The 20,297-nt window shown below is 71.0% G+C and carries 18 protein-coding genes; 8 read left to right on the forward strand and 10 right to left on the reverse strand.

Annotated features, from left to right (window positions below):
• Positions 1–26 precede the first annotated feature (26 nt).
• The 8 genes from ACIO3R_RS35490 to ACIO3R_RS35525 form a co-directional block, all read right to left on the reverse strand.
• Positions 27–1,397, reverse strand: coding sequence for a methylaspartate mutase (locus tag ACIO3R_RS35490; RefSeq protein ID WP_385036553.1), 1,371 nt, complete (start codon positions 1,395–1,397; stop codon positions 27–29).
• Positions 1,394–1,891 carry a cobalamin B12-binding domain-containing protein gene (locus ACIO3R_RS35495; RefSeq protein ID WP_402111130.1) on the reverse strand — a complete coding sequence of 166 codons (498 nt, stop codon included), beginning with the start codon at positions 1,889–1,891 and terminating at the stop codon, positions 1,394–1,396. Before ACIO3R_RS35495 ends, ACIO3R_RS35490 begins: the two co-directional genes overlap by 4 nt.
• Positions 1,888–3,150, reverse strand: a complete 1,263-nt coding sequence (locus tag ACIO3R_RS35500) for a type III PLP-dependent enzyme (protein ID WP_402111132.1) — start codon at positions 3,148–3,150, stop codon at positions 1,888–1,890. Before ACIO3R_RS35500 ends, ACIO3R_RS35495 begins: the two co-directional genes overlap by 4 nt.
• Positions 3,147–4,682, reverse strand: a complete 1,536-nt coding sequence (locus ACIO3R_RS35505; protein WP_402111134.1) for an AMP-binding protein — start codon at positions 4,680–4,682, stop codon at positions 3,147–3,149. Before ACIO3R_RS35505 ends, ACIO3R_RS35500 begins: the two co-directional genes overlap by 4 nt.
• Positions 4,683–4,840: 158 nt before the next feature.
• Positions 4,841–5,035 (reverse strand): ferredoxin, encoded by a 195-nt coding sequence (locus ACIO3R_RS35510; protein WP_363026834.1) that lies wholly within the window; start codon positions 5,033–5,035, stop codon positions 4,841–4,843.
• Positions 5,036–5,047: 12 nt separating this feature from the next.
• Positions 5,048–6,277: a cytochrome P450 gene (locus ACIO3R_RS35515; protein WP_385032394.1), complete on the reverse strand. Its 1,230-nt coding sequence runs from the start codon at positions 6,275–6,277 to the stop codon at positions 5,048–5,050.
• 55 nt (positions 6,278–6,332) lie between these two features.
• Positions 6,333–7,196, reverse strand: coding sequence for a sugar phosphate isomerase/epimerase family protein (locus tag ACIO3R_RS35520; protein WP_385032391.1), 864 nt, complete (start codon positions 7,194–7,196; stop codon positions 6,333–6,335).
• Positions 7,197–7,313: 117 nt separating this feature from the next.
• Entirely contained in the window at positions 7,314–8,180 is an 867-nt protein-coding gene (locus tag ACIO3R_RS35525; protein WP_385032400.1) for an ACP S-malonyltransferase, read from the reverse strand.
• 507 nt (positions 8,181–8,687) lie between these two features.
• Here ACIO3R_RS35525 and ACIO3R_RS35530 point away from each other — a divergent pair.
• From ACIO3R_RS35530 to ACIO3R_RS35545, 4 genes are all read left to right on the forward strand, one after another.
• A complete protein-coding gene (locus tag ACIO3R_RS35530) occupies positions 8,688–10,298 on the forward strand; it encodes an acyl-CoA carboxylase subunit beta (protein WP_402111137.1) in 1,611 nt (536 codons plus the stop codon).
• Between the two features lie 62 nt (positions 10,299–10,360).
• Entirely contained in the window at positions 10,361–10,597 is a 237-nt protein-coding gene (locus ACIO3R_RS35535) for an acyl-CoA carboxylase epsilon subunit (protein ID WP_385032385.1), read from the forward strand.
• Between the two features lie 19 nt (positions 10,598–10,616).
• Positions 10,617–11,381 (forward strand): thioesterase II family protein, encoded by a 765-nt coding sequence (locus tag ACIO3R_RS35540; RefSeq protein WP_402111139.1) that lies wholly within the window; start codon positions 10,617–10,619, stop codon positions 11,379–11,381.
• 366 nt (positions 11,382–11,747) lie between these two features.
• The gene (locus ACIO3R_RS35545) at positions 11,748–12,017 is read left to right on the forward strand and encodes a PqqD family protein (protein ID WP_363026846.1); all 270 of its coding nucleotides are present in this window, start codon (positions 11,748–11,750) and stop codon (positions 12,015–12,017) included.
• Positions 12,018–12,102: 85 nt separating this feature from the next.
• On the opposite strand, the gene ACIO3R_RS35550 is transcribed toward ACIO3R_RS35545, so the two are convergent.
• On the reverse strand, positions 12,103–12,717 hold the full coding sequence (locus ACIO3R_RS35550) for a TetR/AcrR family transcriptional regulator (RefSeq protein WP_385032378.1): 615 nt from the start codon (positions 12,715–12,717) through the stop codon (positions 12,103–12,105).
• A gap of 207 nt (positions 12,718–12,924) precedes the next feature.
• Here ACIO3R_RS35550 and ACIO3R_RS35555 point away from each other — a divergent pair, with 207 nt between their 5' ends.
• The 4 genes from ACIO3R_RS35555 (at position 12,925) to ACIO3R_RS35570 (ending at position 18,844) form a co-directional block, all read left to right on the forward strand.
• The gene (locus ACIO3R_RS35555; RefSeq protein ID WP_402111140.1) at positions 12,925–15,690 is read left to right on the forward strand and encodes an AAA family ATPase; all 2,766 of its coding nucleotides are present in this window, start codon (positions 12,925–12,927) and stop codon (positions 15,688–15,690) included.
• A 61-nt stretch (positions 15,691–15,751) separates the two neighbouring features.
• Positions 15,752–16,600 (forward strand): metallophosphoesterase family protein, encoded by an 849-nt coding sequence (locus ACIO3R_RS35560; RefSeq protein WP_402111141.1) that lies wholly within the window; start codon positions 15,752–15,754, stop codon positions 16,598–16,600.
• Positions 16,597–17,259, forward strand: a complete 663-nt coding sequence (locus tag ACIO3R_RS35565; protein WP_402111143.1) for a 4'-phosphopantetheinyl transferase — start codon at positions 16,597–16,599, stop codon at positions 17,257–17,259. Before ACIO3R_RS35560 ends, ACIO3R_RS35565 begins: the two co-directional genes overlap by 4 nt.
• A gap of 430 nt (positions 17,260–17,689) precedes the next feature.
• Entirely contained in the window at positions 17,690–18,844 is a 1,155-nt protein-coding gene (locus ACIO3R_RS35570) for a hypothetical protein (RefSeq protein ID WP_402111144.1), read from the forward strand.
• Between the two features lie 135 nt (positions 18,845–18,979).
• Here ACIO3R_RS35570 and ACIO3R_RS35575 read toward each other — a convergent pair whose 3' ends face one another.
• Positions 18,980–20,233, reverse strand: coding sequence for an Ig-like domain-containing protein (locus ACIO3R_RS35575; RefSeq protein WP_385032364.1), 1,254 nt, complete (start codon positions 20,231–20,233; stop codon positions 18,980–18,982).
• Positions 20,234–20,297 lie beyond the last annotated feature (64 nt).

A 20,297-nucleotide genomic window follows, 5' to 3' on the forward strand; every position in this document is an offset into this window, starting at 1 on the left:
CCCCCTAAGACCTGAGATCTCGCCCGTTATTCGCCGCGGGAGAGTGAACGGTGTCCGGCCGGTGCGATGTCCGCGTCTTCGCGGTCCCGGAAGTCACCGGATTCCATCGCGGTCCGGTCGAACGACTTCTGTACGTAGGAGAGGTCGGCGATCAGTCCCGCCGAGGTGACCTCCCGGCCGCGGGCCCGGCCGACGAGCCCGGCCAGCGGCAGCCGCCCGATGCCGGCCCACCGCAGCCGGCCGTCGCCGTCGATGTAGCTGCGGGCCCGGCCGTGATTGTCCGGGTGCAGGCAGTACGGGATGTCCAGGGCGCCCTGCCGGAAGGCGAGGACGAGTGCGTGGCCGATGTCCGGGGCCAGTTCGAGTACCCCCTCGATCAGGGCTCTGGCCTCCAGGTATGTCTGCGAGTCGGCCTCCGCGGGGGCCGGGCCGCCGGGCGGCGCCGCCCTGGCGGTGCGGGCCGCGGACTCCAGTGCGGCGACGTTCTCCGCGACGGTCGGGATCCGGCGGGACTCCGCCACCGTCTTCACGATGAGCCGCTCCGAGCCGGAGTCGACGGCGAGGCGGGTCGCCTGGTCGAGCAGCAGATAGGCGCCCTCGTCCGTGGTCGGGTACACGCCCATGTAGGCGTAGATGACCACGTGCCAGTTGGGCGTCGGGAGCAATTCGGCGCAGAGCCGCCGCAGAGCCGCGACCGCTTCCCGGTCCTGCCCCGGGTGGGTCTGCTGGGCATAGCTGAGCGACACACTGCGTATTCCGTGCGCGCAGAAGAAAAGCGCTTCGAGCACGCTGATCGCCACCAGCTGGCTGGGTGGGCACAATTGCCCGAGCATGCAGCCGCCGAACGTCTCCAGATGCGGTTCCACGCCCGATTCCCGCAGTTGTGCGAAATCCTCGGTGCAGCGGACCCAGTTCCGTACGGACTCGTCCAGCGGAGTCCGTCCGTAGGGAAGGCAGTAGGAGACGGGGCCGCCCTCCGTGGCGTTGATCAGGGTCCGGCGCAGCGCGGCGAAGATGTCCTCGGGGACGGCCGATCCGTGCCGGACCTGGACGGGGAACGCCTCGTCCCTGATGCCCGCGAGAACCTGACCGGTCACGGCCGGGTCGTAGCTGACGATGGGGTAGCCGTTGAGGTCGGCCCCGGCCCGCAACGCGCTTTCCACGGAGGCCAGTTCGCCGACCCTGGTGTAGCTGTCGAGGGTGATGGTGCCGACGGTCGCGGCGTCGGCGGCGCGGGTCGCGGCCAGTCCGGCACGCATGGTGGCGGGGTCACTGAACCCCATCCGGGGCTGCACCACCAGGTCGCCGGCGCGGCTCCTGGCCCGGACGAAGGCTCCGAAGTCCACCGGGCGCGCCCCCTCTGACGTCCGCCGGAGCGGGCGCGCGCCCGGTCTCACGCCACGACCTCGGTGCGTTCCAGGGCGCGGGGGGTGGTGGTCAGGGCGCCGACGAACCGGCTGAAGTCCCTGGTGGTGGTGGAGGCGTCGTCGAAGACGGCGTCGAAACCGGCGGAGATCAGCTCGCCGATCGCCGCGTCGCTCTGCTGCCCGGCGACGCCGAGCTTGCCGCCGATGACCACGGGGGTCGAGGCCAGTTCACCGCGGGTGCGCAGGGCGTCGATGACGCGCAGGCCGTCCTGGTGGCCGTGCCCGTTGACGCTGCTGATCACCACCAGGTCGGGGGCGGTCTCCCGGCAGGCGTCGACGAGGACCTGGTCCGGGACGCACGGCCCCAGGTTGATCACCCGGTATCCCAGCTCCTCGATGAGCAGCTGGAGGAAGACGAGGTTCCAGGTGTGGGAGTCGGAGGCCACGGTGGTGACGATCACGGTGCCGCGCCGGCCGCCCGCCGCGCTCACGGCGTCGGTGGCGCCGTGCGTGAGGGCGCTCATGCGGTCTCTCCCGCCCGGGTGGCCGCGGACGGTTCGTCCACGGTCGCGTAGGAGCGGCTGTGCTCGATGCGGGAGACGGACAGCACCGTGTCGCCCCGTACGACCACCTCGGTGGGGGCCGGGCGGCCCAGGAACATCAGCAGGCTGGCGGTCGGCCCGTACGCCCCGGCGTTGGGGATCGTCACCAGGTCGCCGGGGGCGAGCGCGGGCAGGTCGATCTCGCGGCCGAGGATGTCGCCGGGCGTGCACAGCGGGCCCACCAGGCTGGCGGATTCGACGCACTCCCCGGATTCGGTCCCGACGGCCACGGGCAGCAGCCGGCCCAGGCCCGACATGCCGCCGAAGGTGTTGATGCCCGCGTCGAGGATGACGAACTTGCGGCCGCGGCTGACCTTGACGTTGCTGACCGAGGCGACCAGCGTGCCGCTCGCGCCGACGAGGTAGCGGCCGGACTCGCAGGCGATCTCGGGGCCCTCGGTCCGCCAGCGCGGGAAGTGGGTGTCCAGCGCGGCCGCGAGTTCGCCGCGCAGCTTGGGGTACGTCCCCCGGCTGCCGGGCACGGCGTACGGCACGGTGAAGCCGCCGCCGATGTCGAGGAAGCGCAGGGGGAGGTCCAGCTCCTGCTGGAGGCGGGCGGCCAGTTCGATGGTGTGGCGGAACTCGCCGACGAGGCTCTCCTCGTCCTTGGCGTTGCTCAGCGGGAAGAAGTGCATCCCGGTGATACGGACGCCCGCGACGGTCCGCAGTTCGGGGACGACGTCGGCCAGGGTCTCGCTGTCGAAGCCGAACTGCGAGGGGGTGCCGGTCATCCGGATGCTGCTGGTGGCGCTGGCGGTGGCGCTGTTGACGCGCAGCAGGCAGTCGGCGGTCACCCCGTTCGCCAGGGCGGCGTCCGCGACGTGGCGGACGTCGGAGACCGAGTCGGTGGAGAAGACGCGGACGCCCAGGCGGATCGCCTCGTCCAGTTCCCCCGCGGTCTTGCCGGGGCCGGTGTAGAGGCAGTCCTCGCCGCGGAAGCCGGCGGCGAGGGCGGACTCCAGCTCGCCGGTGGAGCTGATCTCGGGCCGGCAGTGGCGGCCCTCGCCCTCGCGCAGGGCCCGGACCAGCCCCGGGTGGGGGTTGGCCTTGAGGGCGTAGAAGAGGGTGAACTCCTCGGGCAGCGCGTCGGACAGCTGCTGCCGGGCCGCCTCGATCTCGTCGAGGTCGTACACGTACAGCGGTGTGCCGAAGCGTTCGGCCAGTGCCTGGTAGCGGCTCATCGCCCTTCCCCGTCGATCATCTCGGTCAGCAGCTGCCGGGCGTTCTTCCCGTGCAGGCTCAGCGGCAGTTCGTCCAGGACCCGGCACAGGGCGGGCACCTTGGCCGGCTCCAGTCGTTCGGCGAGTTCCTTCAGAACGGTGTGCGGCGGCAGTTCCGTCTCGGCGAAGACGACCAGGTCCCGGGTCTCTGTGGGCGGCAGCGCCGTGGCGGTCCGCACGCCGGGGATGTCCATGGCGGCGGCCTCGATCTCCACCGTGCTCATCCGGATGCCCTTGCGCTTGAACATGTCGTCGCGGCGGCCCTCGAAGTAGAGGTAGCCGTCCTCGTCGAGCCGGCCGTAGTCGCCGGTGTGCAGCCGCAGCGCCCCAGTGCCGGGGTCGCGGCGGAAGGTGCGCGCCGAGAGTTCGGGGCGGCGCCAGTAGCCGGGCATGACGTGCGGGCCGACGGCGACGATCTCGCCGGTCTCGCCGGCCGGGAGGGGCCGGCCCTCCGCGTCGAGGATGAGGACGGTGGTGCCGGGCAGGGGCAGGCCCACCGACTGGGGGCGTTCGTGTTCCTGGTCCGGCGGCATGATGGAGACGCGCTTGCACTCGGTCTGGCCGAACTGGCGGACCACCCGCACGCCGGGGAACGCCTCGCGCAGGGCGGTGACCGCGTGGGCGGGCAGGGCGGCGCCGGTGTTGGTGAACATCCTTACCGGGGGCGGGTCCTGGGTGTCGCGCCGGGCGAGGGTGCCGATCATCGTGGCCAGCGAGGGGACGATGGGCACCACGGTCGCGCCGGTCTCCCGCATCCGCCGCAGCAGGACGAGGTCGGACTCGCCGCCGTCCAGGACCAGTCGGGAGCGTCCCAGGCAGGCGAGCAGCACCTTGTACAGGCCGTAGTCCCAGGAGATCGGGAAGCGGCAGAAGACGACGTCGTCCGGCCGGTATCCCAGCACTTCCTGGATGGCGCGGGAGGCGAAGGTGACCTGCGCGTGCGGGCACACGACCGCCTTGGGCGCGGCGGTGGAGCCGGAGGTGTAGACGAGGAACGCGGTCTCGTCGACGCCGATGTCGAGGGGCGGCGGCGCCGGGCGGCCGGCGGCCTCCTCGACGTGGGGCCAGATCGCCGCGAGGTCGTGCACGGGGAGGCCGGCGGCCCGGCCGAGCACCTCGGTGGTGGGGCCGTCGCCGATGATCAGGGTGGGTTCGGCGTCCTCGATGACGGACCGGAGGTGGTACTCCTTCATCGCGGGGTTGAGCGGCACCAGGATCACTCCGAGGCGCGAGGCCCCGTAGACCATCGCCACCAGTTCCCGCCGGCTGGGCAGCTGGACCAGCAGCCGGTCACCGCGGGCCGCGCCCTGCTCGGTGAGCCAGGCGGCGAAGCCGTGGCTGAGTTCGGCCATCCGCCGGTACGTCACCTCGCCGGCGGAGTCGTGCAGACACCGTCCGTCGGGGGTGTCGGCGGTCGCGTCGTCGAGGAGGGAATGGACCGTCCCGCCGTTCCCGTGCGCCGTCGGCGCGTAAGTGGTGTTCGGATTCTCCACGGTTCCAACGTCGCTTTCGGGTGTGGGTGGCGAGCGGGCCGGCGTCGTCGCGCGACGGGGGCCGGGCTCTTCGGAGGTGTGGGGAGCCGGTGCGGCCGGGGCACGGAACCTGAGGGGGTGGGTTCCGTGCCCCGGCTTCCGGGGGCTGCGCCCCGTACCTAGTCGGCGACGCTCAGCGCCGCGACCGGGCAGACGTTGACGGACTCCAGGACTTCCTCGCGGAGTTTCTCGTCCGGCGTCTCGATCAGCAGGACGACCTTGCCGTCCTCCTCGTCCTGGTCGAAGACCGCGGGCGAGGTGATCACACAGGAACCGGCGGCGACACAGCGTTCTTTGTCGACGATCACACGCATGGGGAAACTCCTTTACCAGGTCACCGGCAGCTCGTGGACGCCGTCGATGAGGGCGTTGGCCTTGAAGGGCAGTTCGTCCAGGGCCGCGTCGAGACGCAGTCCGGGGATGCGCCGCAGCAGGGTCGTGAAGACGACCTCCAGCTGCATGCGGACGAGCATCTGGCCCGCGCACTGGTGGCGTCCGAAGCCGAACGCGACGTTGTGGCGTGCCTCGCGGCGGCTCAGGTCCAGGGTGTTGGGGTCCTTGAAGACGGCCGGGTCGTGGTTGGAGGCGGAGAGCGAGCAGATGACGCCCTCGCCCTTGCGGATCAGCTGGCCGCCGATCACGGCGTCGTCCAGTGCGACCCGGACGGTGCCGTGGTCGGAGATGCTGGAGTAGCGCGACAGCTCGTCGACGGCCTGGCCGGAGAGCTCGGGGTGCTCGCGGAGCCAGTCGGCCTGCTCGGGGTGCTGGAGGAGGACGAGGGCGCCGATGGAGATGCCGTTGACGGTGCTCTCGTGGCCGGCCGCGATCATGGCCCGTACCAGGGCGCTGATGTCGGACGGTTCCAGCTCGTTCTTCTCCCCGTTGCGCTGGAGCAGGCTGCTGATCAGGTCGTCGCCGGGGTTCTTCGTCCGCTCGGCGATGAGCTCGTAGAGGAGCACCTCGACCTCGGCGTTGGCCGAGGCGTGCTCCTCGGCGCTGCCCTGGGTGACGAGGAGGGTGACCCAGCGGTGGAACAGGTCGCGCGACTCGTGCGGGACACCGGTCAGCTCGCACATGGCGACGGACGGCACGGGCATCGACAGCATGGACACCAGGTCCACCGGGCCGCCCTGGGCCAGCATCGCGTCGATGCACTCGTCGACGATCTCCTGGGTGCGCGGCCGCATCGCCTCGACGCGCTTCACGCTGAGTTCCGGCATCAGCATCATGCGGTGCGCGGTGTGCTCCGGCGGGTCCATGTGCAGCAGGGCGGGCTTGACCTTGCCCAGCAGTTCCATGGGGAAGTGGAACTGGAGCGGGTAGCCGGGGTCCGCCATGTTGGCGCTGAACCGCGGGTCGACCAGCATCTGCCGGACGTCCTCGTAACGGGTGAGGAGCCAGGCCTCACGGCCGTTGAACCTGAGCTTGACCCGGGAGACCGGCTCGGTCTCCCGCAGCGTCGCGTACTCGGGTGCGGGGTCCAGGGGACAGCCGGTGCGCTCCAGGGGGAAGGGGCGGGGCTGGGCGTGCGGGCATGCGTCGACGAGATCGGACACGGTTCCTTCTCCAGAGGTCTCTGCGCTCGGTGGATACGGGGCGGCGGTGACCGGCTCAGCCACGCGCCTTCTCCAGGGAGGCGCGCACGGCGGCGGCGGTGCGGGCGATGTTCTCGCTGAGCGGCAGGGCGCGCAGGTCGGCGGAGAGGACCTCCGCCGCCGGGGTGACGTCGACGCCCTTGGCGTCCAGCTTGCGCAGCAGCCCGGTGATGTCGAAGTCGCCGTCGCCCGGCAGCAGGCGGCCGCTGAGGACTTCGTTCATGACGTCGGGGGACGCGGTGCGCGGGGCGTCCCCGAACTCCACGCCCGCGATCTGCGCGCCCGTCAGCTGGTCGATCGAGCCGAGGCCCGTCGGGTCGCGGAAGAGGTGCCACATGTCGACGAGCAGACCGGCGTTGGGCCGGTCGGCGGCGGCGATGATGTCGGAGGCGACCTGGTAGGTGAAGCCGGGCATCACGGCCATCGCTTCGAGGGAGACGTTCAGTCCGCGCGCGGCGGCCCGGTCGCACATCGCGCCGAAGCGCTCGGCGAGGACCTCGGTGGGCGGCATCTCCACACCGGGCGGGTAGACGGCGCAGGACTTGACGGAGGGAATGCCGGCGATCTCGGCCAGCTCGAAGAAGCGGGTCTCCGTCTCCAGGGCGGCGGCGCTCTCCTCGGGTCCGGCGTTCCAGCCGAAGTGGACCTCCAGCTCGTGCAGCCGGACCGCGTACTCGGAGAGCAGTCCGCGCAGCTTGTCCGCGGAGTACTCGGAGAGGAACGACTCCAGCTCCTCGATGCTCATGCCCATCGAGACGCAGTTGTTCTCGGCCAGCGCGGCCAGCCGCTCCTCCAGCGTGTACCGCACCGGCTCCTGCCAGGCCGACCCGGTCAGCTGCAGATAGGCGAATCCCAGGTCGGTCCTGGTCAGAAGGGTCATGGTGTACCTCTCGCTCGGAAGTCCGCGGCCGGTCCTGAGTTCCGGTGGCAGGGACGCGGCGCCGGCCTGGGCGCGTCCCACCGGAGGTGCGTTGGGTCCGGGGTGACCGGGCCGCGCTCAGGCGGCGAGGCTCCGGCGGACGGGCCTGAGCGCCGTCCGGGGGTCCACGGCGACGACGTCGAAGTTCCTGGTGGTGACGGGTACCCGGCCGAAGAGGCTGTCCGGTCCCGCGACGTACAGCCTGCCGACGCCGTGGCGGCGCAGGGAGTCGACGACGACGGGCCAGCGGACCGGGCGGACGAAGCCGTCGAGCAGCATGGTGCGGACCTGTTCGCCGGTGGTCAGCAGGGTGCCGTCCTGGTCGGCGACGACCGGGATGCGGGGATCGTGGAAGGTCAGGGGGGCGAACAGTTCCTTCTCGGCCCGCTCGCGCAGCGGGGCGAAGACGCTCGCGTGCATGGGCGGGCGCATCGTGTACAGCGGCAGGCCGCCCACCGAGCGGAGCCGCTTGCCCAGCCAGTCCAGGACGGGCGCGCGCAGCGACACCATGTGGAAGTCCTCGTCGACGTGGCAGGAGATCTCGTACCACTCGCCGCGCTCGTCGAGTTCGGCGAGCACCCGGTCCAGTTCCGGGAGCGGGACGCGGGTGAAGGAGTGGGTGACGACGTCCTGGTGGTTCTCGGCGAACCAGGACTCCAGGAGCCTGGCCCAGCCGGCGGTCAGGCGGACCGCGTCGGCGAAGTCGAGGACGCCGGTGTGGGCGGCCGCGGTCTTTCCGCCGAAGCTGGGTCCGACGCAGAGCGCGGGTTCCGGGTCGAAGCGGTCGTGCGCCCACGCGGCGAGCGCCAGGCAGTTGACGAGGAACGCGACCTGCGCGTATTCGCTGTAGTCGCCCTCGGCCTCGCGGTAGCGGTCGACGAGCGAGTAGCCGAGCGCGTCGTCGGCGTCGGCGACCAGCCGGCGGGCCACCGGGTTGATCAGCATGAATTTGGCCGAGTCCTGGAAGCGCGTGGGGCTCATGCCGGGGAAGACCAGCGCAGCGCCGGTGCGGAAGTCGTCTCTCATGGTGTCCTGCCCTTCAGCCCGTCGTCCCGGCGCGATCAGCCCGTCGGGCGCTTCGTTTCCGAACCGGTCGGGACCCAGGCTGAGGTCTGCCCGCCGCCGCCAAAACCCCTAAGGTTGCGGGTCCCAATTCCGTTGACGCCGCGTGCTCGTGGTGGCGCGGCGTCCTGCGGTCCGGCCGGCGTAAAGGGACTTCGCTTCCACCCGGCGGTGCCCCGTAGGGCCCCTAAGGGTCGGGCGTCGGGACCGGACGGGGCGGGTCCCGGCGGCGGGCCGGGCTCGGGCCCGTGGGCCCGGTGTAGGGGGGTGCCGGACAACTTAGGGGAGGGCACGGGGCCGCGCCGGGTCTTCAATGAGGGACGGTTATCCGGATTCCGGCGCCGGTGGAGGAATCCGCCGCGCACCGTCGAGCCATGGATGGGTGGGACCATGACAGTGATTCAGGACGCCCCGTCGGACAGTGCGGGCGACCGTTCCCCGGCACCCCGGCCGGATCTGCGCTCGCTGGTGGCTCAGGCGGCGGAGCTGAAGAGTGCGGCGCGTGAGGGGATGGGCCCGCGCTCCACCGAACAGCAGCACGCCCGGGGCAAGCTGACCGCTCCGGAGCGGCTGGAGCTGCTCTTCGACCCGGGCACGTTCCGCGAGGTGGAGCCGCTGCGGCGGCACCGGTCCACGGGCTTCGGCCTGGAGCACCGGCGGCCGAGCGGGGACGGGGTGATCACCGGGTGGGGCCAGGTGCACGGCCGTACGGTGTTCGCGTACGCGCACGACTTCAGGGTCTTCGGCGGCTCGCTGGGCGAGGCGCACGCGCAGAAGATCCACAAGGTGATGGATCTGGCGCTGTCGTCCGGGGCGCCGCTGGTGGGTCTGAGCGACGGCGCGGGGGCGCGGATCCAGGAGGGTGTGACGGCGCTGGCCGGGTACGGCGGCATCTTCCGCCGCAACGTGCGGGCGTCCGGGGTGATTCCGCAGATCAGCGTGATCCTCGGGCCGTGCGCGGGCGGCGCGACCTACTCGCCGGCGCTCACCGATTTCGTCTTCATGGTGCGGGACATCTCGCAGATGTACATCACCGGTCCGGACGTGGTCCAGGCCGTCACCAACGAGCGGGTGACACACGAACAGCTCGGTGGGGCGGAGGTGCACGCGACGGTCTCCGGCGCGGCGGGCTTCGTGTACGACGACGAGGCGGAGTGCCTGGAGGAGGTCAGGCACCTGCTCTCGCTGCTGCCCGCGAACAACCGCGAACTGCCGCCGGAGGCGCCGACCGACGATCCCCCGGACCGGCGGTGCGAGAGCCTGCTGACCCTGGTGCCGCACCACGCCAACCAGTCGTACGACATGCGTGCGGTGATCCGGGAGATCGTCGACGACGAGGACTTCTTCGAGGTCCACGCGCAGTGGGCCACCAACATCATCTGCGCGCTGGCCCGGCTGGACGGCCACACGGTCGGCATCGTCGCGAACCAGCCCGCCTCGCAGGCCGGGGTGCTGGACATCCACGCCTCGGAGAAGGCGGCGCGGTTCGTCCAGACCTGCGACGCGTTCAGCATCCCCCTGGTCACGCTGGTGGACGTGCCGGGCTTCCTGCCGGGCACCGACCAGGAGCACCGGGGCATCATCCGGCACGGTGCGAAGCTGCTCTACGCCTACTGCGACGCGACCGTTCCGCGCGTCCAGGTCATCCTGCGCAAGGCGTACGGCGGTGCGTACATCGTGATGGACTCGCGGTCCATCGGGGCCGACCTGTCCTTCGCGTGGCCGACCAACGAGATCGCCGTGATGGGCGCGGAGGGTGCGGCGAACATCGTCTTCCGCCGCGAGATCGCCGCCGCGCCCGATCCCGCGGCAGCCCGTGAGCAGCGGATCAAGGAGTACCAGCAGGAGCTGATGCACCCCTACTACGCGGCGGAGCGCGGGCTGGTCGACGATGTGATCGATCCGGCCGAGACCCGTGCGGTGCTGGTGAGTTCCCTCGCGATGCTGCGGACGAAGGACGCGCCGGTCCCGGCCCGCAAGCACGGCAACCCGCCGACCTGAGCCCCGCGATCCGCGACCCGCGACGATCTGTGACCTGTGACCTGTGAGGAGTGACCCGCCCCATGACCGTTCTCGCCCACGCCCCGGCGGCCCGGACCGCGGCCCCGGACCGCACCGGACCGGCGCTGCGTTTCCTCGGCGGCGCGCCGTCCAGCGAGGAGATCGCCGCGGTGACCGCGGCGCTGCTGAGCCTGCGCCGCGCCCCGGCGGCCGGTCCGGACGCCCCCCGCCCCGACACCGCGCCCCGCTGGAGCGCACCGCTTCACTACCGGCCGCCAGGAAGCTGGGCGGCACGATGAGTAAGGATGTAGAGCACTGATGACGGACGACTCCCGGGAGACCGGACCCTGGATCCGGCGTTTCCATCCGGCGCCGGAGGCACGCGCCCGCCTGGTCTGTTTCCCGCACGCGGGCGGATCGGCCACCTACTACTTCCCGGTGTCGCGTGCGCTGTCCCCCGCGGTCGACGTACTCGCGATCCAGTACCCGGGCCGCCAGGACCGCAGGAACGAGCCCTGCGTCGAGGACATCGAGGAGCTGGCCGGCCTCGTCGTGGCGGAGCTGCGCCCCTGGGGTGACGTACCCCTGATCCTGTTCGGCCACAGCATGGGGGCGACGCTCGCGTTCGAGGTGGCCCGCAGGCTGGAGGCCGCGGGGACACCGCCTGGGATGCTCTTCGCCTCCGGCCGCCGGGCGCCCTCCCGGGTGCGCGAGGAGACCGTGCACCTGGCGGACGACGACCGCCTCATCGCGGACATCACCCAACTGAGCGGGACGGACTCCGCGGTGCTGGCCGATCCCGAGATCCTGCGGATGATCCTCCCGGCGATCCGCAGCGACTACAAGGCCGCGGAGACCTACCGCTACCGGCCGGGGCCGCCGCTCGGCCTGGACGTCATGGCGCTCGTCGGTGACGACGATCCGCAGGTGACCGTCGACGAGGCGGAGTCGTGGCGCGCGCACACCACGGCGTCGTTCGAGCTGAAGGTGTTCCCGGGCGGCCACTTCTTCCTGGACTCCCACGTGGCCGCGGTCCTCGATCTGATCCGCGCGCGCACGGGCGTACTGGCGGTGGGACCGTGAACCGCCGGGGGCGGCGGGCCGTCCGCGTGTAGTGCCGTACGGGGCGCCCGGACCGGCGTCCGTCTCGGGAAGCCCCCTGCCGCATGCCCCGGAGTCATCTCCGGGGCATGCGCGTTTCATGCCCCGTCCAATGGAATCCGGACAGAGTTGCGCTTCCCCCACCAGAATCTAGACGACCGTACTAGACTAACGTCTATCGCGGCATCGGGCAGTCTGCCCTCAAGAACCGATGTGCGAGGCAGTCCCGGCCGGCGCCCGTGAGCACACCGGCCTGACAGACATCCCCCCAACCCGCCCCGCGTACACGGTCACGCCTCCTTCCCATGGTTGGCCGTCACCGACCGGCTATCGACTACGGAGGCCAGAGTGCCGGTACGACCAGAGCACGGCGTCACCTCGCGCGTCACCGAGGACGGGTGCCTCGAATTCCTCACCTCGCCGGACGGCCCCAGTTACCGGTGCAGCCCCGTCGCCGCGGCCATGTGGATCGCGTTGCGCCAGCACAACGGCCAACTCGGCCCGGCGGCCGAGATGCTGGCCGAGCTGTGGTGCACGGACCCGGAGAACACCCGTACCGACATGGACATCTGGGTGAGCGAGCTGCGCGACGCCGGCCTGGTCCGCGACGAGCCCTGAGGGGGCGGCGGCCGCGGCACCCGCCCCCTCCCGGGCGCCCGACCGCCCTTCGCACCCCTTGCCGGGCAGCCGGGCCCGGCCCCCTTCAGGCAGCCGGGCCCGTAACGGCGGCGGCACCCTGGTGCAGCACCAGAATGGCCCGCATCGCCTCGGCCAGATCACGCCCGGAGGGCGCGGTCTCCGGCGAGAACAGCCACAGCGACATCACCCCGTTGAGCAACGCGGCGTAGAACCGCCCGAGGGTGACCGCCATCTGCTCGTCGACCTCGCTCTCGTCCACGCCGTGGAAGAGCGCCACCAGCGCCGACCAGCCGAACGGCTGCGCCCTGGAGAGCCCCTCACGCATCAGGGGCTGGTTCTCCGCGTGCACGGCGACCTCCACGCTCAGCGCCCACAGGGGTTTGCGCTCCGGGAAGATCTCGACGATGCGGTTCCACACCATCTCGAAGCGCTCGATCGTCGACGAGGCGGATTCGAGATCGGCCCCGATCGCGGTGTCCGGTCCGAACTCGTCCGCCCACTCCTGCATCGCCTGGACGTACGCCTGCACCAGCAGGGCGTCCTTGGAACCGTAGTGGTAGCCGATGGACGCCAGAGCGGTTCCGGACGCCGCCACAATGTCCCGCGCGCTCGTACGGGCGAACCCCTTCTCCAGGAGACAGCGTTTCGCGCCTTCCAGAAGATCTTCACGGTGACCCACAGCACCACCCTTGCCTTGAAGCCGTCGGGGCATCTTAGACCGACCGAACTCCCTCGGAACCGACAAGCGTTGGACCGTGACCGGCGAACGCAACACCGCCTCGCCGTGCGTGCAGCTTGTGGCCACTAGAGGATGCGCCGAGCGTGCGCCACACTCAGAGGCGTGTGGCGTACGCACACGCGTTCCATATACGCCACACGCGTTCCAATGAGGCATTTTGCCAATGCCGGAACAAGTCAATCTGCAGCGTGGTGTTCGGGGGACAGAGTGGAATTTGCCGAAAGAGAGCTGGAAGTCAGGACGTTGCGCACGGCACTCGACGAGTGCCGGAACGGCGCGGCCCGTATCGTCCTCATCGAGGGAGCCGCGGGATGCGGCAAGAGTGAGCTCGTCGACACCCTGGCCGAATGGACCGACACGGGCGACGAGGTGGCCCTGCGGGCGTACTGCTCACCGACCGAACGGGCCCTGCCGCTCGGCCTGATGCGGCAGCTGACCGGGGACGCGCCGGCCGGCGCACTGCCCGAGGCCTCCGCGACACCGGACGGCCAGCCGCAGGTCAGCGCGATGCGGGAGTTCCAGGCGGCGCTGGAGCGGCTGGGCGCCACCACCCCGGTCATCATCTCCGTCGACGACGTGCACCACGCGGACAGCGCGTCCCTGCGCTATCTCCAGCACATCGTCCGGCACTGCCGCTCCACCAGGATGCTGCTGGTCCTCACGACGCCCCTCCACCAGGAGGGCCAGGACGCCGCCTTCGGTACGGAGCTGCTGCGCAGCCGCAACGTGCGGCGCATCCGGCTGCGGCGGCTGAGCCCCGAGGGATGCCGGCGCGTCGCGGCCGGCTCCCACGGCCCCACACCGCGCGAGGCGCTCTCGGGCGAGCTGCACGCGATCAGCGGGGGCAACCCGCTGCTGCTGCGCGCGCTCCTGGAGGAGTACCGCTCGGCCCCGACCGGCACCGACGCCTTCCGCCCCGAGCAGGGCGGGCTGTTCGGGCAGGCCGTCCTGACCTGCCTGCGGCACAGCGGACCGCACATGCTGGACCTGGGCGCGGCGCTCGCCGTGCTGGGCGACTCCTACACACCGGAGCGGGCCGGCCGGCTCCTGGGCGTCCCGGCCTTCGCCGCCGCGCAGTCGGTCGCCTCGCTGTCCGCCTCCGGCATTCTCAACGGTCACCGCTTCCCGCACCCCCACACCAAGACGGCGATCCTGGACCAGGTGCCGGCCGACGTGCTGGCGGGCCTGCACCTGCGTACCGCCGAACTCCTGCACCTGGAGAGCGAGTCCGTCACCCAGGTCGCCGGCCATCTGCTCGCCGCCGCCCAGCTGGGCCGATCGCTCACCGCCGTCCCCTGGGCCGTCGACGTGCTGCGGGAGGCCACCGAGGACCTGCTCGCCCACGGCGAATCCGTCCGTGCCACCAAGGCGCTCGAACTCGCCCACGAGCTGAGCCGCGACGAACAGCAGCGGGCCGACATCAAGACCCGGCTCGCGGCCGTCACCTGGCGGGTCAACCCGGGACGGGCGGAGAAGCACCTGTCGGCCCCGCTCGCGGTGCTCCGGTCGGGCCGGCTGGCCGCGGAGCGCCTGGCACCGCTGGCCGAACTCCTCACCTCCCAGGGCCGGATCGCCGAGGCGGCCGAGGTGATGTCCATGATCCTCAGCGATACCGCGGCGAGCGGCGCCGGGGCCCCCGCGGGGACCGGATACGGACGCCGTCCGGCCGAGGCGGCGGGCACGTCCGGGGTCCGGATCGAGAACCCGGGGGAACCAGGCGGGGGAAGACCCGCCGACACCGAGACCAGCGCCGAGACCACGGCCGCCGAACGCTTCCTGCGCACGACCGTCCTCACCGACGAGACGCTGGAACCGGTCATGCGCGCACTGCGGTCCCTCTCCTACTTCGGTCAGCCCGAACGGGCCGCCGCCTGCTGCCGCGAGCTGATCGCCGAGGCCGAGCGCCAGAAGGCCCCCGCCTGGCAGGCCCTGTTCTCCTCCGCGCTCGCGGCGGTGCTGCTGCGGCTGAGCGATCTGCACGCGGCGGAGGAGTACGCGCGCCGGGCGCTGGACTGCCTGCCCGAGCAGAGCAGCAGCGCGTTCATCGGCAGCCCGACGGCCACCCTGATCCGGGCGCGCACCCTCATGGGGGACCACGCGGCGGTCGCCCGGCAGCTCCACCAGCCCGTCGCGGACACGCTGTTCAAGAGCACGCACGGTCTCTCCTACCTGCGCGCCCGCGGTCTCTACCTCATGGCCACTCATCAACTCCAGGCCGCGCTGGGCGACTTCCTGGAGGCGGGCCGGCTCGCCAAGAGCTGGGGTGTGGACCGGCCGGCGGTGCTGCCCTGGCGCACGGACGCGGCCGACGCGCTGTTCCGGCTCGGCGAGACGCAGCGGGCCAAGGCGCTCGTGGAGCAGCAGTTCGCCGATCCGGACGCGCGCAGGCCGTGGGTACGCGGTATCAGTCTTCGTCTACGCGCGGTGACCTCGGATCCTCGCCAGCAGCTCGCCCTGCTGAATCAGTCGGTCGACGAGCTGAGCCGCTCCGGCGACCGGGTGGAACTGGCCCGTTCGCTCGCCGCGCTGGGCCGTTCCCTGCGGGCGGTCGCCGAACCCGCACGGGCGGACGCGGTGATCCGCAGGGCCTGGAACCTGGCCCGGGAGTGCGGTGCCGAATCGCTGTGCGAGGAGATCTGCCCGGAACTCGGTCCGGAGGACGGAACGCACCGGCGCGGCGCCCCGGAGGAGTACCGTTCCGATCTCGACACCAAGTTGAGCGACTCCGAGCGCCGGGTGGCCACCCTCGCGGCGAGCGGCTACACCAACCGCGAGATCTCCCTGAAGCTGCACATCACCGTCAGCACCGTCGAACAGCACCTCACCCGCGTCTACCGCAAACTCAACATCACCCGCCGGCAGGATCTGCCGGTGGACCTCCACCTCGCGGTCTCCACCGCCGAAGCCGTCTGATCAGACCTGCCGGGTTCGCCGTGGACCGCGACTTCGGCACGGACTGGAAGGACTGGTCCCGGTGACCCAAGGAAAGCTGTTCGCGCTCAGCGACCAGCACGTCGCCCATGAGGAGAACCGGCGCATCACGGAGTCTCTCCGGCCGGAGTCCGAGGACGACTGGCTGCTCGTCGCCGGGGATGTCGGCGAGAAGTTCGAGGACATCGCCTGGGCGCTGAAGCTCCTCTCGGAGCGGTTCGCCCAGGTCGTCTGGGCCCCCGGCAACCACGAGTTGTGGACCCACCCCGCCGATTCCGTCACCCTGCGGGGCACCGCCCGCTACGAGGCCCTGGTCGAACTGTGCCGGGGCCTCGGTGTGCTGACCCCCGAGGACCCGTACCCCGTCTGGCACGGCGGTGCGGAACCCGTCACGATCGCCCCCCTGTTCGTCCTGTACGACTACTCCTTCCTCGCCCCCGGGACCCGGACCAAGGAGGAATCCCTGCGCGTGGCCAACGAATCGGGGGTGGTGTGCACCGACGAGTTCCTGCTGCACCCCGACCCGTACCCGTCGCGGGACGCCTGGTGCCGGGCCCGGGTCGCCCTCACGGAGGAGCGGCTCGCGGCCGTCGACCCCCGGTACGGCACGGTGCTGGTCAATCACTATCCGCTGGTGCGGGAACCGACGCGGGTCCTGCGCTTCCCCGAGTTCGCCCAGTGGTGCGGCACCGAGCTGACCGCCGACTGGCACCGGCGCTTCCGGGCGGTCGCCGCCGTCTACGGCCACCTCCACATCCCCCGGGTCACCTGGTACGACGGGGTCCGCTTCGAGGAGGTGTCGATCGGGTACCCGCGGGAGTGGCGCTCCCGGCCGCCCCGCTCCCCGCTGCGCCAGATCCTGCCGCCGCCCGCGTCGGGACCCTCGGCATGATCGGCGCCATACTCCCCCCGGACGTGGCCGCCGTGAGCGTCTTCGGTGATCTGTCGCCCCGGGAGGGCTGCGAGCTCTTCCCGGCGGAGACGGCGGCGATCGTTCGGGCGGTGGCCCGTCGCCGCGCCGAGTTCACCACCGTACGGCTGTGCGCGCGGCGCGCCATGGAACAGCTCGGGCTGGCACCGGCCCCCCTGCTGCCGGGAAAACGCGGCGCGGTCAGCTGGCCGGAGGGCGTGGTCGGCAGCATGACCCACTGCGCCGGATTCCGTGCGGCGGCGGTCGCCCGCACCGGGGCCATCGCGTCACTGGGCATCGACGCGGAACCGAACGGGCCGCTGCCCGACGGTGTGCTGGAGGTCGTCTCCCTGCCCCGCGAGCGCGCCGGGCTCACCGAACTCTCCCGGCAGCGCCCGGAGGTGCACGGGGACCGGCTGCTGTTCAGCGCCAAGGAGGCGGTGTTCAAGACCTGGTACCCGCTGACCGGTCGCGAGCTCGACTTCACGGAGGCGGAGCTCGCCTTCGACCCGGCGGGCACCTTCTCGGCGCGACTGCTGGTGCCGGGGCCCGAGGTGGCCGGGCGGCGGCACGGCACGTTCTCCGGGCGCTGGACGGCGGGACGCGGCTTCGTCGTGACCGCGATCGCCCTGCCCGCGTGAGATGAACCGCGCGGCAGAAACAAAGGAAACATTCAACTAACCCCTTCCCCCATGCGGCGAACCCAAACGGGGTCACCATACGAACACAAGTAAAGGGACAGTAAATGAACTGCATTAATTGAGTAAACACTGTTCGGCAGGCAACCCCCTCGGTTACGCTCGTGACCGACCAAGCCCGCTCCGTTTGCGCTTACAGACAATTCGGCGTGAGGGGAATATTTCCTGACTCGGCACCACCGGGACAGCCCCCCGAGCGCCATTGTCTTAATTCGCAACAACCTTTCCGAAATTTCCCGCACCGCCCCTCTCCACTGCACGGTTACACCCTTGGATCATTCGTGAGTGAATTCATGCTCCATTTCTCTTCACGAAATCCATATACCCTAGAGTTGAAGCCCACCGACCTGCGGGCACAAGGGGGGAGCAGCGAATGCCGGCAGCCAGAGGGTCAGACTGGCTCGGGAAGTTCGCGCCGCGGGACCGCGGCGCTCCGACGCATCGGTTCACCGGGGACGAGGCCCGGTTCGAGCGCGAGGACGTCGCGGCGGGCCTGAGCCTGAGTCCTGAGCAGTCGATCGGCGCGGAGCGGGTGCTGCGCCTCCTGGGTCTGATCCGGTCGGCCGCCGCCGCGGGCGAACTCATCGCCCCGGTGGACGCGGAGGAGACGGGGGCGATGCTGGCGCGGGCGCTCGGGGCGCAACTGCGCGAACGCCGGCTCCGCGAAAGCGTGCCGCACGAACGGCACCCGGACGGCGCCCGTGACCACGAGGAGAACGGGCCGGACCCGGCGGAGCCTTCCGCCGCCGACCCTCCCCCGGCGTGCGATCCCGCCGACGCCGCCGCCTTCCACGCGCTGATCGACGAGATGAGCGCCCGCTGCCACGAGGAGCTCCTCCTCGTCCTGCCCAGTGGCGCCCGCCCCTGCCAGTCCTTCGCGGTCGCCCGGAAGATCACCCTGGACCTGCTGGCCCGCGGGGTGCGGGCCCGGCTGATCTACCAGCACGCCATCCGCGGCGACCTGGTCACCCGGTCCCTGGTGCGGGAGCTCACCCAGCACGGGGCCGAGGTCAGGACCAGCGCCGAACTGATCGATCCGCTCGTCGCCTTCGACCGCGAGGCGCTCGTACTGCCGCTGTCGCCGGACTCCTCCCGGGGGGCCGGCCCGACGTCGGCGGCCGCGGTGCGGGACCCGGCCGTGGTGGCGTTCGCCTGCGCCGCTTTCGAGAACCTGTGGAACACCGCGAGCCCGCTCATTCCCGACGCGAAGAACACCACACACACCATCGATGAACTCAAGAAGTCGATAGTGCGCCTTCTGGCCATGGGCCACAAGGACGAAATGGTGGCACGCCGGCTCGGTATATCGGTCCGTACGTGCCGCCGCCATATCGCGGAGATAATGGAGGAACAAGGGGCTCTCAGCCGCTTTCAGGCCGGTGTTCATCTGACCCGGGCGGGCCTGGTCGACGAACCCTTTCCACCGAACCTGGCAGCGACGGAAAAAGAGCCCGGCCCGGCGGATAATCCCCGGGACGCGGATGAGCCTCCGCCCTCGACATACACGCCCGGAACATCACCCATGTAACGAACCGGACTGTTGGGCACGAATCGAATACGTGCCGAAATACCGTTCCACACCGCCCGCGCCACTCCCCCATGACGACGTCGGCTCCCGGGACCACTGTGGTCCCGGGAGCCGACGTCGCTCAGGCGGTCAGGGCTACTTGATCCACTCCGACCAGTCCATGTTCCAGCCGTTGAGGCCGTTGTCCGGCTGGATCGTCTTGTCATGCGAGTTCTTCACGACCACGACGTCGCCGATGAGCGAGTTGTTGAAGAACCAGGCCGCCGGGGTGCCCGGGTCACCGCCGCCGCGGGCGTCCATCATGCCGACACAGCCGTGGCTGGTGTTGGTGGAGCCGAAGACACCCGAACCGCCCCAGTAGTTGCCGTGGATGAAGGTGCCCGACGTGGACAGCCGCATCGCGTGCGGCACGTCCTTGATGTCGTACTCACCGCCGAAGCCGACGGTGTCACCGTTCATCCGGGTCACCCGCAGCTTCTCGCTGATGACCATCCGGCCGTTGTACGTGGTGGTGGCCGGGGCGCCCGCGGAGATCGCGATGTCCTTGACCTGCTTGCCGTCGCGGACGACCTTCATCCGGTGCGAGTTCGCGTCCACGGTGCTGATCTGACGGCGGCCGACGGTGAACGACACCGTCTTGGTCTGCTTGCCGTAGACCCCCGGGCGTCCCTCGACACCGTCGAGGTCGAGCTTCACGGTCACCTTGGTGCCCGCGGCCCAGTAGTCCTCCGGCCGGAAGTCCAGGCGGTCGTTGCCGAACCAGTGGCCCTCGATCTCGACGGCCGGTTCGGCCGTCACCTTGACGGCCTTCTCGACGGCCTCCGGGTCGGTGATGCCACGGGTGAAGTGGATCGAGACGGGCATGCCGACGCCGACCGTGGAACCGTCCTCCGGGGTGTACTGCCCGATGAAGGTGTTCTGCGGGACCAGCGTGGTGAAGGTGGTGTCCTTCGCCGACTCACGGCCCTTCTCGTCCTTCGCCACGGCGTGGACCTTGTACTTGGTCGCGGAGGCCAGATGCCGCTCCGGCTCCCAGCTCGCGCCGTCCGCCGCGATCTTGCCCTCGACCTCCGCGCCCTTGGCGTCGGAGACCTTGACCGTGGAGAGCTTCCCCTGTTCGGCGGAGATCTTCAGCGCCCCGCTGGTGGCGACGGAGTCGGCGCCGTCGTTCGGGGCGACCTTCACCACCGCCTGGGAGGCGCTGGTGTCGTCGGTCTTCGCCCCGCCCTTGCCGCCGCCCTTGCCCCCGCTCCCGGTCTCCTGCCCGCCGCACGCCGTCACCAGCAGCAACAGCGCGCCCAGCACCAGAGCCAGCAGTCCGGTGGCCCCACGTCCACGCCGCCCGCTGTCCGCCCCGGCCGATGTCCCCGATATCGGCTGCCCGTTCAATGTGGTCGTCTCCCCTCGCACGGCCTGGCCCCGCCAAGGCCCTGGGAGCTCATGTGCTCCCGCC

The organism is Streptomyces sp. NPDC087428 (genome assembly GCF_044744085.1).
Lineage (GTDB): Bacteria > Actinomycetota > Actinomycetes > Streptomycetales > Streptomycetaceae > Streptomyces.